The sequence below is a fragment of the Pirellulales bacterium genome (assembly GCA_036490175.1).
Classification (GTDB): Bacteria; Planctomycetota; Planctomycetia; order Pirellulales; family JACPPG01; genus JACPPG01.
Map to the genome: position 1 here is coordinate 1 of DASXEJ010000283.1, position 16255 is coordinate 16255.

General features: G+C 61.8%; 12 protein-coding genes and 1 pseudogene. 4 read left to right on the forward strand and 9 right to left on the reverse strand.

The window, feature by feature from the left end:
• A partial coding sequence (locus tag VGG64_21305) for a PLDc N-terminal domain-containing protein (protein ID HEY1602154.1) occupies positions 1 to 389 on the reverse strand: 389 nt, incomplete at its 3' end.
• Between the two features lie 204 nt (positions 390 to 593).
• Between VGG64_21305 and VGG64_21310 the strand changes: the two genes are divergently transcribed.
• Positions 594 to 818, forward strand: a complete 225-nt coding sequence (locus VGG64_21310; protein HEY1602155.1) for a DUF1992 domain-containing protein — start codon at positions 594 to 596, stop codon at positions 816 to 818.
• Positions 819 to 887: 69 nt separating this feature from the next.
• Here VGG64_21310 and VGG64_21315 read toward each other — a convergent pair whose 3' ends face one another.
• The 7 genes from VGG64_21315 to VGG64_21345 all read right to left on the reverse strand — a co-directional run bounded on the left by VGG64_21315 (position 888) and on the right by VGG64_21345 (position 8502).
• Complete coding sequence (locus tag VGG64_21315) at positions 888 to 2216, reverse strand: aminotransferase class III-fold pyridoxal phosphate-dependent enzyme (protein ID HEY1602156.1); 1329 nt, start codon at positions 2214 to 2216, stop codon at positions 888 to 890.
• 589 nt (positions 2217 to 2805) lie between these two features.
• Entirely contained in the window at positions 2806 to 3372 is a 567-nt protein-coding gene (locus VGG64_21320; protein HEY1602157.1) for a hypothetical protein, read from the reverse strand.
• A 165-nt stretch (positions 3373 to 3537) separates the two neighbouring features.
• Positions 3538 to 4665 carry an SMP-30/gluconolactonase/LRE family protein gene (locus VGG64_21325; GenBank protein ID HEY1602158.1) on the reverse strand — a complete coding sequence of 376 codons (1128 nt, stop codon included), beginning with the start codon at positions 4663 to 4665 and terminating at the stop codon, positions 3538 to 3540.
• A 269-nt stretch (positions 4666 to 4934) separates the two neighbouring features.
• Positions 4935 to 5738, reverse strand: a complete 804-nt coding sequence (locus VGG64_21330; GenBank protein ID HEY1602159.1) for a methyltransferase domain-containing protein — start codon at positions 5736 to 5738, stop codon at positions 4935 to 4937.
• A gap of 88 nt (positions 5739 to 5826) precedes the next feature.
• The gene (locus tag VGG64_21335) at positions 5827 to 6975 is read right to left on the reverse strand and encodes a serine hydrolase domain-containing protein (protein HEY1602160.1); all 1149 of its coding nucleotides are present in this window, start codon (positions 6973 to 6975) and stop codon (positions 5827 to 5829) included.
• Between the two features lie 52 nt (positions 6976 to 7027).
• Positions 7028 to 7396: a hypothetical protein gene (locus VGG64_21340; GenBank protein ID HEY1602161.1), complete on the reverse strand. Its 369-nt coding sequence runs from the start codon at positions 7394 to 7396 to the stop codon at positions 7028 to 7030.
• A 116-nt stretch (positions 7397 to 7512) separates the two neighbouring features.
• Positions 7513 to 8502, reverse strand: coding sequence for an NADPH:quinone oxidoreductase family protein (locus VGG64_21345; GenBank protein ID HEY1602162.1), 990 nt, complete (start codon positions 8500 to 8502; stop codon positions 7513 to 7515).
• A 338-nt stretch (positions 8503 to 8840) separates the two neighbouring features.
• Between VGG64_21345 and VGG64_21350 the strand changes: the two are divergent.
• The 3 genes and pseudogenes from VGG64_21350 to VGG64_21360 all read left to right on the forward strand — a co-directional run bounded on the left by VGG64_21350 (position 8841) and on the right by VGG64_21360 (position 15032).
• Positions 8841 to 9068: pseudogene (locus VGG64_21350) on the forward strand (type II secretion system protein).
• A 529-nt stretch (positions 9069 to 9597) separates the two neighbouring features.
• Complete coding sequence (locus VGG64_21355; protein HEY1602163.1) at positions 9598 to 10287, forward strand: hypothetical protein; 690 nt, start codon at positions 9598 to 9600, stop codon at positions 10285 to 10287.
• Between the two features lie 158 nt (positions 10288 to 10445).
• Positions 10446 to 15032: a DEAD/DEAH box helicase gene (locus VGG64_21360; protein ID HEY1602164.1), complete on the forward strand. Its 4587-nt coding sequence runs from the start codon at positions 10446 to 10448 to the stop codon at positions 15030 to 15032.
• 81 nt (positions 15033 to 15113) lie between these two features.
• Here VGG64_21360 and VGG64_21365 read toward each other — a convergent pair whose 3' ends face one another.
• Positions 15114 to 16139 carry a class I SAM-dependent methyltransferase gene (locus VGG64_21365; GenBank protein ID HEY1602165.1) on the reverse strand — a complete coding sequence of 342 codons (1026 nt, stop codon included), beginning with the start codon at positions 16137 to 16139 and terminating at the stop codon, positions 15114 to 15116.
• Positions 16140 to 16255 lie beyond the last annotated feature (116 nt).

Consider the following 16255-nt stretch of genomic DNA (forward strand, 5'->3'; position numbering starts at 1 on the left):
GCATTGTCGAGCAGGTGCATTTCGTTGCCAGGCAAGGCCGGTATGCCGACGGCGGCCTCGCATAATCGCGACAAGGACTGTGCTTCCTCACCCAGCGAACGCCAATCGACCGCAGCGCGATTGTGTAGATCGGCCAGCCACTGGCGATACGGGCCGTGGATGCGGGCCGCATAGTCGGCGCGGCGGCGCCCCAAACGCAGTTCGCCGAACATCAAATATGCCCCGGCTCCGACCAGTGGAACGCTGAGGACCACGGCGAGCCAGGCCAACGTGAAACCAACCGGCCGCCCCCGCATGATGACGCGCACGGACAAACCCAGGCGGATGACCCAGTCGGCCACTAACAGCGAAGTGGTCCACCAACCAGGGGAGTCGATGTGGATAAACATGCAAGGCGGTTCTCGACAGGGCAAGTCGTGCCAGGACTATAGGCGGGAAGACGGCGGCCGCCAACTAAGAGTAGCTCCCAGCCAGGGCGCAATGCCGTTGCCGCAATAGCCGGCCGGCCTAAAATCCTATCGGCTAGCCATGGGTGCTGCGGAGATTCCTGGCAGCCAATTCTCGCCAAGTTTGCACAACGAAATGGAACCGTTATGGCAAACCTTTCCATCGGCATGACCGGACGGGCGCTCGAGATCGTAGCCGAAGACAAACTGCGTGCGGCCATCGATCAAGGCGACTTCGACAATCTGCCCGGCTTCGGCCAGCCGCACCCAATTTTCGACGAAGAGTACGACCCGCACTGGTGGATTCGCCGTAAGCTGGCTCGCGAAGGATTGAGCGGCGCGGCCAGCCCATTTCCCCGTCTCGGCGGATAGCTTTGCCAGTGGGCTCAAATGTTGGCCGGTTGAATAGGACCGTGCAGCTAAGATCGTGAACCGATATCGCTAGCGATCTTGCTTATTGTCGCTGGCGACCTTGCCCAGGGCACGGTCCAATCGTGCCAGCGCCTCGTCGACGTCGGCCGTCGTCATGGCAGCACAAAAGCCGTGATGGCAGGCGGCGCCGCCGTAATCGTGAAAATACACGCCCTCTTCATTCGCGGCAGCCACGAACCGCAACATCTTCTGCCGATCGTGCGACAGCGTGTCGCGGTAATCGCGAACTTCCTGCGTGGGTCCGAAATAGATGCCAAACCGCGCGCCGAGCCCTTGCACCCGACCGGCGATGCCGTGCCGCGCCAGCAGCGAGACCAGCCCCGTATACAGGCGACCAGCCAAGGCATGAATGTGATCGTAGAATCCCGGCGCTCGATAGGCACGCACCGCGGCCAGGCCGGCTGCGACGGGTACCACGTGGCCGTTATAGGTGCCGCTGTGCTGGCAATCTCCCTCGGGCATCAGGCGGCGCATGATATCGTGACGGCCGCCAAACGCGCTCAGCGGGAAGCCGCCGCCGACGGCCTTGCCGATCGTGCATAGGTCGGGCGTCACGCCCAAATATTCCTGCGCCCCGCCCGGTCCCATGCGAAAGGCGCTCAGCACTTCGTCGAAAACCAATAGCGCTCCGTGCTTGCTCGTCAGGCGGCGCAGAGCTTCCAAGAACTCGGGCGTGGGCAGGATGCAGCCGGCGTTGTAGTAGATCGGCTCACAGATCGCGGCGGCCAACCGGTCGCCATGCTGCGAAAATGCTCTCTCCAATAAGTCCGGCCGATTGTACGGCACCACAACCAGCTGCTCGGCCAAGGCGCTCACCATGCCGGTCGATGCTGGTTCGACCGCGGGATTGGTCTCGGGGCCGGGTCCCGTGGCCGGCGCCGCCAGCGCAAACATCACCTGGTCGTGATAGCCGTGAAAGTTCCCCTCAAGCTTCAACAGCTTCGTCCGGCCCGTGAACGCACGGGCCAGTCGCAGGCAGTGCATCGTGGCTTCGCTCCCCGAACCGGTGAAGCGAACCAGGTCGCAACAAGGAATGGCTTCGCATAATTCACGCGCCAACAGGGCGTGCCACTCGTTTTCGTACGAGCACGCCGCGCCACGTGCGAGTGCCGTCTGTACGGCGGCGAGCACTTGCGGGTCGCCGTGCCCCAGCAGCGTGGCCCCGTGACTGGTACACAGGTCGATGTACTCACGGCCGTCGAGATCCCACACACGGCAGCCCTCGGCCCGCTCGAAATACATCGGCCGTCCCAGCGCGCGATTTACGCGCGTCGAAGCCGATACACCGCCGGCGAGATACTGTCGGGCTACGTCGAACTGATCAGTTGTGCGAGACATAAGATGCGTGTTTTCTTCAAATGTTGGCGGTCGCGTGGGGATCGTTGCACGGCGAAAGCGGACGGTGCGGACCACCATATCACGAAATCTTGCTACGTGCAGCGAGCAGATTTTTGCGCCCGACCGCGGTTGGCCTCGTCCGCATTCTGTCCGCGCTTGGTCAATGCCGTAGGCGGCCGAAAATCGGGCAAAATTAGACGCAAGATATTTCCCCTGACCAGGATCCGCGCCGGGAATTATTCAATTAATGGAATTATTCAACGCTGAAATAATTAACGACTTGACGACAAACCACGACCTGTAAACGCGCGCCTTAGGCCCTCGCGGACAGTGCGACATGCGATGAACGATCGCGCCGAGTCACTCGTGGTGCAAAGCTGATCTGCAAAAGAAACGTAGCGTCCAGGCAAGCCATACAAACGCTCGTGCTCTAATGGAAACAGACGCGCTTTTAAGAACTCTTGAATGCTCTTGTGACGTGCATTCTACAGGCCGCGTTGGCACGATTGCTGGCTGCGATTCCCTTTTTCCCCAGGGCACCTTTCGCCGTTCACCGCGTGAGCAGATCGAAAGCGGCTCGCATCCGTTGTTATGTGCTTTTAGCAGTCGACGACAAATCTGAAGAGGGCAGATTTGCGGACGCGTTATTCTTCGACTGCGCATCGACGGGCTTGGCAACTGACCGCACCGTGAGGCGAAAGCGCCATGCGCTGAATGCCGCCACGAGCATGGCAACAAGGCCCGGTATCAGCATTGTCACACGCACCTGCCACACAAACACCGGGCCTGTGTTAAGAGGGACGCCGCTGTGCCGGTAAGCGAATCCCGGGATGGCTATCGCTAGCGCGTTGGCGGAACTGCCGCGGTCCAGCAATCTCGCGTATTGCAGGGCTGAGTTCCGAATCTCCCTCACGACGAACGGATTTTTAAAGTACGAGACCGGGTTCAAGAGAACGTCGGTCAGTGGGAAATTGCTGCACAATTCCAACGTACCATCGACGAGCGAGACCGTCGGCCGGAAGTTGCCCCCCTTGAAAGTGACGTCCATAACGTCGTCCGGAAAACTCACGAACCATGACGCGCCCCAGTAGCCAAGGCAGGTAATTCCAACCATCGCCGAAAGGATCGCCGTCCACTCGTACAAGGACCGCTTCATTCGTCACCGACCGTTGTAAAAAAATCGGGCAGTTCCGCAGATGGCACAGATTCGATAGAAGGCATCGAAAGGGGACGCTTCTTTGTTTTAATGCGCCTGCGGCGTGAATGCCATCGACGATCGATCGTGGGCCATGTACGCCCGACGTAGGAGCGGTCTCTTTTTTTACGGTAACTTGTATTTGCCGATCCGATCGTTGTGCAGGCTGCCCAGGTAGAGGTGGCCGTTGCGCTCGAATGCCGAAGTAATTTCGCGAAGGTTCTTGCCCGTCGGGTCTTGGATGCTGTCGAGGATTTGCCCCTGCTCGTCGAGCTTGACGACAAAGGCATAGGGCTGCGCCTTGGGCCACAGGAAGGCCGGCATTTTGGCCAGGACTCCTTTCAGGTACGGACGCGGGGCCAGCCAGTCGGCGTCGTCGTTGCGCACCGTGAACAAAGCCAGCCAAAATATCCCCTGTCCGTTAGACGTGATATTGTCAGGATAGCCCGGCAAGTTGTCGACAAACACTTCCGACTGTCCGGCTCGATCACCGCTAAGCCAGTAGCGCATGATACGAAAGCGGTACGTTTCATTGACGAGCACGAAGTCTTCGTTTTGCGAAAGCGCGACGCCATTGGCAAAGTACAAGCCGCGGAGCAGGGTCGTTGTATCGCGCGTTGCCGGATCGTAACTCACCAGCCGCCCGTGCGGGCGCCCTTCGAGCATGTCGTACAGATATTCATCGGGGCCAAATTTGGCGCTGGCGTCGGAGAAATAGATCGTGCCATTGCGGGCGATCGCCACGTCGTCGGCAAAGCCGAGCCGCTCGTTATCGGCGCCGTTCACGAGTACGGTGATATTGCCCGCCGGGTCGATCGATAACACACCGCGGGCCGAATCGGCCACAATCAGATTGCCGTCGGGCGCCATGCAGAGCCCCACGGGCCGGCCGCCGGTTTCGGCCAGGGTGTTGACCGTGCCATCGGGATCGATGCGCAGCACCTTGCCATCGGCGGTGCCGGTAAAAACGCGGCCGGCCGTGTCGACCTCGACGTCCTCAGGGCCATTAACCAGACCGACGGCGATCTGCTCGGCCGAGGCCAGACGATCGTTCGGCGCCAGCACGCCCGTAAGCGGCGGCTTGAGAGGTGGCTCGTATGCCACGGGATCGATCGGCGAGGGCCACGCGAAGACATATATCGCCAATCCGATGACTATGACCGCCGCTAGGACCAGAAAACGCTTCAGCTCGCGGCGCCGCGCCGGTGGCGCGACCGCGCTGTCCGTCGGCTGTTCGGCATGGGCGTCCGTCATGATGAAACTCCTCACAAATTATCTAGCGCCACCGGATTCGCGCGCCTGCATCCATTTTTACAGGAACAATACAACCCGCCGATTCACCATCTGCGTAATTTGCGTCATCTGTGGACATTCTTGATCTTTCAGAAAACGAATTTATCTGCAGAGAACGCAGATTACGCAGAAAAAAATACCGCTTGCCTGCCTATCGGACAGGCTGGGGCGACGGGTCGCACTTGCTCGGGCCATGACGCTCGGACTGAGTTCTGATGGCTGCGATCTCGCTAGCGCGACACGGCCACTATCGCGTAGACGCGGTGCGGAATCGTTAATGGGTCTTGCGGGAATTGTTCGGCCAATAGTTGCGCCAGTTCTTGGTCGAAGCGAATGACGTCGATTTCTGAGAGTGTGGCCGCGACTCCGGCACTGGCCCGAATGCGGCCCCGCCAACCTTCGTGACTATAGGGGACCATATGGTCGAAGGAAAATGTTTCGATCTCGGTGAAGCCAGCCGCAGACACGCCGGGTAGCCACTGCGGATAGCATCCATGGCTGCCTCCAAAGTGCCAATCGGGATTGCAGCGCTCGATAAGCTTTTCGGTCGCTTCCACGGGGCTGCCGGCCAGGGGTAGCCAGTCGAAGTGGGCAATCACCAGGAGACCATCGGCTGTGAGCACGCGGCGGGCTTCGGCGGCGGCCGTCGTGCGATCGAACCAATGCCAGCATTGTCCGGCCGTGATCACATCCTGTGTCGCTGATTCGAGTGGCAAGGCTTCGGACTTGGCAATGACGTAGTCCAGGGCCAAGTGCGTCTCCTCGGCAAGTCGACACCCCTCGCGCAGCATCGGCGCGGCCGGATCGAGAGCCGTCACACGGCAGCCGGCCGCGGCCAATCCACGCGCGAGCGTGCCGGTGCCGGAACCCAGGTCAAGCACGCGCTGGCCGGGTAGGCCAACGTGGAACGTCCGCAATCGTGCGAAGAACTCGTCCGGGAACCCGGCGCGATGCCGGCCGTAGTCATTGGCCGTACGTCCGAAGTCGACGCGACGGTTGAACTCTTCGGTTCTGTCTTGTGCGGGGCGGCTCACGATAACTGGAAATCGCGCGGTGTGCGTTGGTGTTGGCTTGGAGCGTGTCTTCAAAAGCGCATGATTCGCCTAAAGACATGCGCCAGCGTCACTGAAAGACGGTGTCTTTGATGCCATCCAGACAGGCACCCGAAGCATCTTCCGAGCGATTGCTGGCGGCAATGTATACGATGTCTTCATCGACGTATCGGATGAATTCCGCATAGAACACGCCATTGCTGCCGTTATGCGAAGTGACCCTTGTACGGCGTGGCGAGTCGGTCAGTACCCATCCGTAGCTGTACCAAGAGTCTGCATCTGGCCCCATCTCGACCTTCCGCGAAAACATTTTTGCCTTTGCTTCCTTCGAGAGCACCTGGTCGCCCAGCAGCGCCTTGTGCCAGCGATACAGGTCCCCGACGGTCGAAAGTACGCCGCCATTTCCGCGTAGGTTCCAGTAGGGACCGTCCTCAGCCCAGTTCTTATCGAGTGGTGTGCCCCAATCCGTGCTTCTCTTGTAGCCATGAGCAACGGTGTCGGGGTCCCATTTCGGCAGCAGATAGCCCGTATTCTTCATTGCAGCTGGCAACCACAGTTGCTCGCGCAAGTAGGCTTCGTACGTTTGTCCGGTCACCTGCTCGATCACGGCTGCCAACAGGCTGAACCCAGAATTGGCGTAGCGATGCCCCCGACCGGGGGAGAACAGCAGCTTTGACCGTAGCGCCATTTCGACGATCCACTCGCGCGTGGCGGGTTCGTAGTCGCCGCCGAAATCTCCCTCCAAGCCCGCGCTGTGCGTGAGTAGGTGGAAGAGCGTAATTTGCGATTTGTCCTCGGGGACATTCCTGAAATACTTGCCGAGCTTGTCTTCCGCGCTGAGCTTCCCCTGTGATTCCAGTTTGGCGATCGCGGCACCGGTAAATTGCTTGGTGAGGGAGCCGATATCAAAAACCGTCCGAGACGTGAACGGTATCTGCTTCTCTCGATTTGCCAGTCCATAACCCTTGGCAATTACGACATTGCCACCCTTGGCGACTAATAGAGCACCGCTGAATCCTGACTCCGCTCGCTTCTTCATATCCTCGTCAAGCTTCCGTCCGAGCGGCCCTTCAACCTTATCCAAGTCGGCCGGCGCCGTCGCACCTGCAATTCTGCAAAGTCCTAGTACGAAGGCGACAAAAACAGGCAATAACAGCCCGCGGTACAATCTCTCGCTCGGGATCATGATTTGCTCGGAGAGCGCAGGTTCAATTTGCATGATTCGATAAAAACCACGACGACTTCCGCCCGCGTTGTCTCTAAGGCGCAGGTCAGCCCACGGCATCGCGATGGACCGTATCGGGCGAGAATGCTGGCAGACAAACGGCGATGTATTCGGCCCCCTCGCTTTCGGGCGTGCTATAGGCGACCCATTCTCCCCGCGGGATGACAATGGCCTGGCCGGCGCAGGCGTCGATGGTTTCCGTGCGCGTGGTGGCGCGGAGCATGCCGCGCAGCACGACCGAGTATTCGTCGAACTCCGGCGTCTGGCCAGGTTCGACCCAGCCGGCGGGACTTTTCATCCGCGCGATACTGACCGGCGTGGTGTGCGAGTTGACACGGCCGATGAACTCTTCGATCACTTTGGGCTTATTGCCTGCCGCTTGTACCACGGCCGGTCGAGAGATAAGCGTTGCCATGCAATACGGACTCCTGGATAATGCAACTTGATGAATGCAAAACCGACGAAAACGTCACTGTGCGCGGCGCAGATTGAGGCGGTCGTCCGGCGCACGCGCGCCTCGTTCATCGTCCGTCATCCCATGTTTACATCAAGGATGATCTTGCCCACGGCACGTCGCGACGTGAGATGGTCCATGGCGTCGGCCACGCGCGCCAGCGGGTAGCGTGCGGCGATGACTGGTTTGAGATGGCCCGTCTTGTAAAGGTTCATCAAGTCTTGCCAGCCTTGCTCGATCTTGGCCGGGTCCATCTGTCGGTAGTAGCCCCAATGCAGCCCGACCACGCTGTAATTCTTGACCAGCAAGTGGTTTCCCTTGAAGTTGGGAAATTTGCCGCTGGTAAAGCCGATGATCACCAGCCGCCCCTCGAAGGCAATGCAACGCGTGCTCTGTTCAGAGAGGTCGCCGCCGACCGGATCGTAAATCACGTCCGCGCCGTGACCGGCGGTGGCCGCCTTGACAGCCTCGACAAAGTTCTCGGTCTGATAATTCACCACCACGTCTGCTCCGGCTGCGAGCACGGCGGCGCGCTTATCGTCCGAGCCGACGGTGCCGATGATCTTGCCGGCCCCCAGGGCGCGGGCGATTTGCACGGCGGCTAGCCCGACACCTCCGGCCGCCGAGTGGACCAGCACGTTTTCGCCCCGAGCCAGTTGGCCACGATAGACCAGGCCGAAATAGGACGTCTGATAGACCAACGAAAAGGCGGCCGCCTCGGCATCGTCGAGCCCTGGCGGCAAAGATCGAACCGAGTGAACAGGGGCGATGGCGTACTCGGCGAACGCTCCCAGATCGCACTGCGCCAGCACGCGGGTGCCGGGGGGAAATTTCGCGGCGGCCTCGGCCCCTGCCTGTTCGACGGTGCCGGCCAATTCAAAGCCGGGTGTAAAGGGGAGCGGCGGCTTGACCTGATACAGCCCCTGGATGATGAGGACGTCGGGAAAGTTTAGCGAGGCGGCCGCTACGCGGACCAGCACCTCGGCGGGACCAGGCTGCGGTCGGGGCAGATCTTCGATGGTCAGCCCGGACGGCTGGCACCAATTCGTACAGCGAACAGCCTTCATTCTGGCAGCTCCGGGGTGGGATACCGTGGGACACGCCCCTTGGCGACGGGCAGTTTATGATGGAATTGGGATGGACACAAATCGCTGGTGTCGGAAGACTTGCGTGAGCAAGCGCGACACAGCGCAGGCGCGGGATGGCCGGTTCCTGCTCCGCGTGTGTCGGGCCGGGGGCTGACCAAAATTGCAGGGCAATTGTCATGCACGTGGCGATACCCGGCGGTCGCGGCGGTGTTTATCATGTGGGGACCGTAATATTTCCGGCTTCATCCCACTCGTTACGGGGAATTGCCAGTATGAAGCTGCGACAGAACAATCCACGATGGCTGTGTCGTCAGGGGATGCCAGAGGCTGACGCTGCGCCGCGGTGGGTTTTTGCGGCCACGCCACGGTCGGGCTTTACGCTCGTCGAGTTGCTGGTCGTAATTGCCATCATTGGCATATTAATTGGCATGCTGTTGCCGGCGGTGCAATATGCGCGGGCCGCGGCCCGGAGGACCCAGTGCCGCAGCAATCTGCACAACATTGGCCTGGCGCTCGATATGTATGTCGACGCGAACGGCTCCTTTGGCCGGTATCCGGATGCGGCGCAGATGAAATCCGCGCTAACGAAGTATGGGCTGCCGCAATCGCTCAGGCCAACGTTGCGGGCAACGCTCAATCCCTTTATCGAAACGAACACCAACGTATTTCAATGCCCGGACGACGTCTTTCCAGAGTCGAACTGGAATGACGAAACGGTGGCTTTGCAAACCCAAACGAACGACGACCAAACGCAGACGTTCAACGACACGTACAACAACGCTGTGAATCCATCGGATTCGACGTTTTTCGAAGCGGAGGATCTGAGCTACGAGTACAATTCGCCCATCGTCTGGGACCCCAGGCAAAACCTGCCGAAACGCCGTGTCGAGATCGTCAAGACTCGCGATTCCGGCACGATCTGGATCGTGTTCGACTTTGCACCGTTTCATGCCGCGCCCGGGACCGTGGGATCGCGAAACTTTCTGTATATGGACAGCCACGTAGGAAACTAACTATTCACGCGTTTGCTCGCGCATGGTACTGGGGCGTGGGCTTGCACAGGGGAAGGGAATTATGAACAGCAAGAAATGGGGAATGGCCCTGTTGATTTTGCTACTTCTGACCGGCGGCGCCGGAGCGTACTACGCGTTCCGAACCGATCCGGCCCTGGCTGCGGCCCTGGATTTGCAAAAACAGATGCGCAACGAGGACCTGCCTCGTGAGGATCGCCGCAAGTTGTTCGGGCAAATGCGCGAAGCCATGGACAACCTGACCCCCGAGCAACGCCATCAAGTATTTCAGCAAATGGGACGTGGTCCCGAGGGCTGGATGGCACGCGAGAAGAAAAGAATGGACGATTTCCTGGCCCTGTCGAAGAAGGACCAGGTGAAAGCACTCGATAAAGACATCGACGAGATGGTCAAGCGCCGCAAGGATTGGGAAAAACGCCAAAAAGAACGCGAGAAAGAGCGCGCCGCACAGGCAGCGCAAGGGGGCGGCGCGAATGGCGGCAGTGGCAGCGGTGGCGCCAACGGCGGCAATAACAATAACAACAACAATTCTGGCCAAGGCGGCCAGGGCGGCGGACGCGGCGGCAACGGTGGTGGCGGCGGCGATCGTGGGCAACAACGTCGCCTGGCCCTGGACAATTCGTCTGCCCGACAGCAGGCGCAGGGTTCGGAATACCGTCGCATGCTAGGGAACCGCATGCAGCAGCGCGGGATTCCCAATACCGGCGGCGGCGGACGTCGCGGCGGTTTCTAGTCACGCCAGAGTGTCTGGTATTTCATGCGGCGACTAGGCCCGGGCCAATACCCCGCGCCGGGAGCCACACATTTCTCGGCTTGGGACCAGCCCGCTATGATGGAAGGGTGGTGCATTTGTTCACCTACCCCATTGTTTGCTGGTGAGGCGCCCAGAACGTGGCCACGAGCGAGCTTCTTACTGCCGAGCCGCTGGAAGCAGGCATTCCGTTTCATCCGGTCATCGCCGGATGGTTTCGCTCGCGCTTCGGCGCCCCGACCGATCCGCAGCGGCTGGGCTGGCGTTCGATCGCGGCCGGCCAGCACACTCTGATCGCGGCGCCGACAGGCTCCGGTAAAACTCTGGCCGCATTCCTGTGGTGCCTGGACCGCCTGTTCCGCCAAGGAATGTCAGGCGAGTTGCCCAGTGGCACGCAGGTGGTATACGTCTCGCCGCTCAAGGCGCTCTCGAACGACATTCACCGCAATCTGGAAGTGCCGCTGGCCGAGATTCGTGCCGCGGCGATCGAAGCCGGCTTTCGGGCCCCGCCGATTCGCGCCGCAGTGCGGACGGGAGACACGCCCACTGCCGAACGGCAAGCCATGCTGCGCCGTCCGCCACACATTCTAGTGACCACGCCCGAGTCGTTGTATTTGCTGCTCACGAGTGCCAAGAGCCGCGAGATGCTGCGCGGCGTGCACACGGTGATCGTGGACGAAATCCACGCCCTAGCGCGCGACAAGCGCGGCAGCCATTTGGCGCTGTCACTCGAACGGCTGGCCCATCTGACCGACGTTGCGCCGACGCGGATCGGGCTATCGGCCACGCAACGGCCGATCGACCAGATTGCGCAATTCCTGGTTGGCCGGCCGGCAGTCGATGCGCAACAATCCAACTGCGCGATTGTCGACGTCGGGCACCAGCGCGAATTGGACCTGGCCGTGGAAGTTCCGCCCGGAGAGTTGGCGGCCGTCTGCTCGCACGAATGCTGGGCCGAAGTCTACGAGCGTCTGAAGCAACTGATCGCCGCACACCGCAGCACGCTGATTTTCGTCAACACACGGCGCTTGGCAGAGCGCGTCTCGCATCATTTGATCGAACTGTTGGGAGAGTCCGCCGTAGCCGGCCACCACGGCAGCCTATCGCGCTCGTTGCGATTGAATGCCGAAGAACGGCTGAAGAATGGCGAGCTGAAAGCGATCGTCGCTACCGCCTCGCTAGAAATGGGTATCGACGTCGGCTACCTCGACCTGGTCTGCCAGATTGGCTCGCCGCGCTCGATCGCCACGTTTCTGCAACGCGTCGGCCGGTCGGGACACTCGCTGGGGCTGGTGCCCAAGGGGCGGCTGTTTCCACTGTCGCGCGACGAGCTGATGGAATGCCTGGCGGTGGTACGAAGCGTGCGCAGCGGTCGACTGGATGCGATTGAAATCCCCGCGGCGCCGCTCGACATTTTGGCACAGCAAATCGTGGCCGCCGTGGCCGCCGAGGAATGGGACGAGACCGAGCTCTACGAGTTGTGCCGCGGGGCGTGGCCGTATCGCACGCTCAGCCGCGCCGATTTCGACGCCGCCGTAGCGCTCGTCACCCAAGGCGCCGATCCCAAGACAGGCCGCGGCGCGCACTTGCACCGCGACCGCATCAATGGCCGGCTGCGGGCACGGCGTGGAGCGCGGATCGCCGCGATCACCTCGGGCGGAGCGATACCCGAGCTGGCCGACTACCGCGTGGTGACCGAAGAGGAAGGAACATTCGTCGGCACGCTGAACGAAGATTTTGCCATCGAAAGCCAGGCTGGCGACGTGTTTCAGCTGGGAAACATGTCGTGGCGCGTGCGCTACGTCCGCGGGGGCGAGGTAGTGGTGCAAGATGCCCAAGGCGCGCCGGCCACGGTGCCGTTCTGGCTGGGCGAAGCGCCGGGCCGCACCCGCGAGCTATCGGCCGAGGTGGCGACGCTGCGCACCGAATTGGCAACGCGCATTACGATTCCGTCCGGCCGGCCCTACGAGTCAGGCCAGCTGATCGACATCGGGCCGAAGATTACGCAACAAAGCTGGCTGCCTGGCGTCGGCGGTGATCCCACTCCGCCGAAGGCGTCCAAAGAGGAGATACCTGATTCGCTCGAAGCGCAGCCTCCGCAGCGTGAGCGAAACTTCGACTTGCCCGCGCCGCGCGACGACGTCGATTTGACCAGCGCTACGGCGTGGCTGGCGCGCGAGACGGGGGCCGATTATTGGACCGCCGTGCAGGCCGCCCGTTATGTGGCGGCCCAAAAGGCGGCAATTCCCACCGTTCCCACGCAAAAGCAGATCGTCTTCGAGCGTTTCTTCGACGAGTCGGGCGGAAGCCAGTTGGTGATTCACGCACCGCTGGGGGCGCGGATCAATCGCGCCTGGGGCCTCGCCATGCGCAAGCGCTTTTGCCGCAGCTTCGATTTCGAATTGCAGGCCAGCGCCACCGACGACGGTGTGCTGTTGTCGCTCGGGCCGCAGCACAGCTTTCCGATTGACGCGTTGTTCAAAATGCTCAACCCCGGCAATGGCCAGACGCTGTTGGTCCAAGCCTTGTTGGCGGCGCCCATGTTTCAAACCCGCTGGCGCTGGAACGTCACGCGGGCGCTGGCCGTGTTGCGATATCGGGGCGGCAAAAAAGTGCCCCCCTACTTGCAGCGTTATCGATCCGACGATTTGCTGGCCGCGGTGTTTCCGCAAACGGCCGGCTGTCTGGAGAACCACGCTGGCGATATCGAGGTACCCGACCATCCGCTGGTTCAGCAGACCGTATATGACTGCCTGCACGAGGCGATGGATATCGAAGGTTGGACCGACGTCCTCCGAGAGATCGTCAGTGGCGACATCGAGCTGGTTCCTTGCGACACCCGCGAACCTTCGCCGTTCTCGCACCAGATCATCAACGCCAATCCGTACGCCTTTTTGGACGGCGCCCCGCTCGAGGAACGACGCACGCGGGCTGTCTCTGTGCGTCGCACGCTCGACATCGGGGCCGTTCGCGATCTGGGCTGGCTCGATCCAGCGGCCATTGCGCAGGTGCGTGACGAAGCGCAGCCGGTCGTCCGCGATGCCGACGAACTGCACGATGCCCTGATCACTCAAGGGGTGATGCTCGAGCACGAGGGAATCGCCTGGACCGGATGGTTCAATGATCTCGTTTCCACAGGCCGGGCCACGCGGGCGCGGGCGCCGGACCGCGCGCCGTTCTGGATCGCCACCGAGAATTGGCCGTTGGTCGCCGCGGCCTTGCCGGCCGCCACGATCGAGCGTCGCTCCTCCCTGCCGGACAGCGTGCGGCAGAACTGGGAGTCGACCGAGGCACTTGTGCATCTCTTGCGTGGGCGGCTGCAAATCGCCGGACCGGTTACGGCTTCGCAAATGGCCCAAGAGCTGGCATTAAATGCCGGGCTGGTCGAAGCCACGCTTACGGCGCTCGAGGCCGAAGGAACCGCCATGCGCGGTCGCTATACGCCCCCGGGTGCGCGGCACGCAGCCAACGGCGCCGCGCACGGTGCCGGCAACGCTGCGACAAACGGCGCGGCCACGGATTCCCACGAAGTCGAATGGTGTGATCGGCGCTTGCTCGCTCGAATCCACCGCTTGACGCTCGATCGACTGCGTCGTCAGATCGAGCCAGTCGAGCCGACCTCGTTCCTGCGATTCCTCACCGAACATCAGCGCGTAGCGCCCGAACGACGACTGACGGGCGTGGGAGGCGTACGCGAGATCCTGGCGCAATTGCAGGGATTCGAAATGGCCGCTGGCGCCTGGGAGCGGCGCATCCTGCCGGCGCGAGTGAACGAATACGATCCGGTTTGGCTCGATCAACTGGCCTTCTCCGGCGAGCTCACCTGGGGAAGGCTGCGGCCACAGAAACCAGACGACGCCGGGCGCGCCAGCGTCGGCCGTTTGACGCGCGCCGTTCCGTTGGCGCTTATGCTGCGGGCCGATCTTCCCTGGCTATTGCCCATGGAACGCAATGGCAAGCCGATCCCGCTGCGCGGCAATGCGCAAACCGTGTTGGCTGCGATCGAAAGTCGCGGGGCACTGTTCTATCACGACCTGACCACGGCTACAGGCTTGCTGCCTACGCACCTGGACGAGGCACTTTTGGAACTAGCACAGCAAGGCTTGGTGACGTCGGATGGATTCGCACCGCTGCGAGGACTAACGAGCCGCCCCCGCGCAGGACGGCGCCGCACGCGCGAAATGCGATCCAACCCGGCCCATCGGGCGACCGGGCAAATGGCCAGTTCGGGGCGTTGGTCGCTGTTTCCCGGTCTGGTCTCGGCCGCGGACGAGCAAGAATCTCTCAAGCGCTGGGCGCAGCAGCTTCTGCGTCGCTGGGGCATTGTCTTCCGCGATTTGCTAGTGCGCGAATCGGCGGCGCCAAGCTGGGGACAGTTGGTGCCGATCTTTCGCCGTCTCGAGGCGCAGGGAGAGATCCGAGGCGGCCGCTTTGTGTCGGGCGTCGGGGGAGAACAATACGCCACCGGTAGCGCGGTCGAACAAGTGCGCGAAGTGCGCGATCGAGAGCCGACGGGGCAATGCCTGGTCGTCGCCGGCTCCGATCCGGTCAATCTGGCCGGCATCATCACGCGAGGTGATCGCGTGGGGGCCAAGCCCACGAATTCGCTGGCTTTGCGCGACGGCCAGGTCGTAGCGACTTTCGAGTCAGGGGTCGTCCAATACAGCGAAGATTTCCCTCCTGCCGAAGCCGCCGAAGTCAGCCGCCGCCTGCGCCGTACCGGCTAATCGTTCGACCTGCAACTCAAGATGCCGACGACATTAATTTGGAAGTACGGCTTGCACAGAGCGCGTGCGACGGGCGTCCGACTAGGCGGCCAGGCGGCGTGATGGCGTCTCGATGGTGCGCTGCCAGTTGTCGGCGCTCCCATGCTGTTCGCACTGGGCGGTCACGCGGCGGACGTACGCCGGGGCCAGCAGGGCCTCGGTGATCGCGCGGGCCACCATGCCGAGTCGCATTCTTAGATAGCTGCGGCGCAGGTGATACGTCACCATGTTGTAACGTGCTAGCGCCGCGATGGTCTGGTCGTAACTGTCCGAGTCGAGAGTCTCGTCGCGCTCGTCCATCTTCACCAACAGCAGCCGTAGGTTCGGATCTTCGGGCGTGGCGAATTGCGTCACCACTTCGAATCCGCTGCGGCGGGCCAGCATGCGGAGCGTGGCCGGCGTGAAATTGTGCACGTGGCCGAAATGGAACAGCTTGTCCCCCAATGCGAAAGGCGCGCCCAGGTTCGGGCATTCGACGTACAGTCGTCCGCCGGGCCGCAGCATGCGACGGATGCGCTCGAACGCCCGCCGCGGAGTGCCCAGGTGCTCGATCACATGGACCAGCAGCACCACGTCGTACAATGGTTCGGCCGGAATATCCAAAAGGCCGCCAGGGCGCACGCGAGCATGAAAGGTGTTGACGCCATACTCCCGGAATCCATCGTTGGGCTCGATGCCCTGGGCATCATATCCGGCTAGCTGGAACCGCCGCACGGTACAGCCGATGCCAGAGCCAATTTCCAGCACGCGATCCGAGCGCCGCATGAATGGGCTCAGCCGGCGCAAGATGAGCTCTCCTTTTTGCCAGGCCCGCATAACGCGTCTGGCCGACGGGGCGACCTCGCCGTGATACGCGCGACGATATTCGCGCGCGTAGAAGTTCGTTAACTCGTCCTCGGTTGGAATCAACGCGTGCGATACGAGCCCGCAGCGCGTACAGACTACGGTTTCCAAGGGATCGCCCCGACGGTCGCTGTGCGCCACCGCAGCGAAGTCCGCACCGCCACACAGATCGCAATCGTGCGGCGCCGGGGCGCGCAGTTCGATAGTGCTAGCGGTTGTCTCCATAGTCAGAGACCCCTCGAAAGCCAGGTATTACGTTGGGGGGAAAGAGGGGCGGAAGATAGGGAGCCTCGCTAGCCCGGTCAAGGTCAACCGGCCTCGCGTTGTGACGCTAGCACCGA

Bases quoted from the DNA above. Each gene is read 5' to 3' on its own strand.
- VGG64_21310 (HEY1602155.1), top strand. From the start codon at position 594: ATGGCAAACCTTTCCATCGGCATGACCGGACGGGCGCTCGAGATCGTA.
- VGG64_21315 (HEY1602156.1), bottom strand. From the start codon at position 2,216: ATGTCTCGCACAACTGATCAGTTCGACGTAGCCCGACAGTATCTCGCC.
- VGG64_21320 (HEY1602157.1), bottom strand. From the start codon at position 3,372: ATGAAGCGGTCCTTGTACGAGTGGACGGCGATCCTTTCGGCGATGGTT.
- VGG64_21325 (HEY1602158.1), bottom strand. From the start codon at position 4,665: ATGACGGACGCCCATGCCGAACAGCCGACGGACAGCGCGGTCGCGCCA.
- VGG64_21335 (HEY1602160.1), bottom strand. From the start codon at position 6,975: ATGCAAATTGAACCTGCGCTCTCCGAGCAAATCATGATCCCGAGCGAG.
- VGG64_21340 (HEY1602161.1), bottom strand. From the start codon at position 7,396: ATGGCAACGCTTATCTCTCGACCGGCCGTGGTACAAGCGGCAGGCAAT.
- VGG64_21345 (HEY1602162.1), bottom strand. From the start codon at position 8,502: ATGAAGGCTGTTCGCTGTACGAATTGGTGCCAGCCGTCCGGGCTGACC.
- VGG64_21355 (HEY1602163.1), top strand. From the start codon at position 9,598: ATGAACAGCAAGAAATGGGGAATGGCCCTGTTGATTTTGCTACTTCTG.
- VGG64_21365 (HEY1602165.1), bottom strand. From the start codon at position 16,139: ATGGAGACAACCGCTAGCACTATCGAACTGCGCGCCCCGGCGCCGCAC.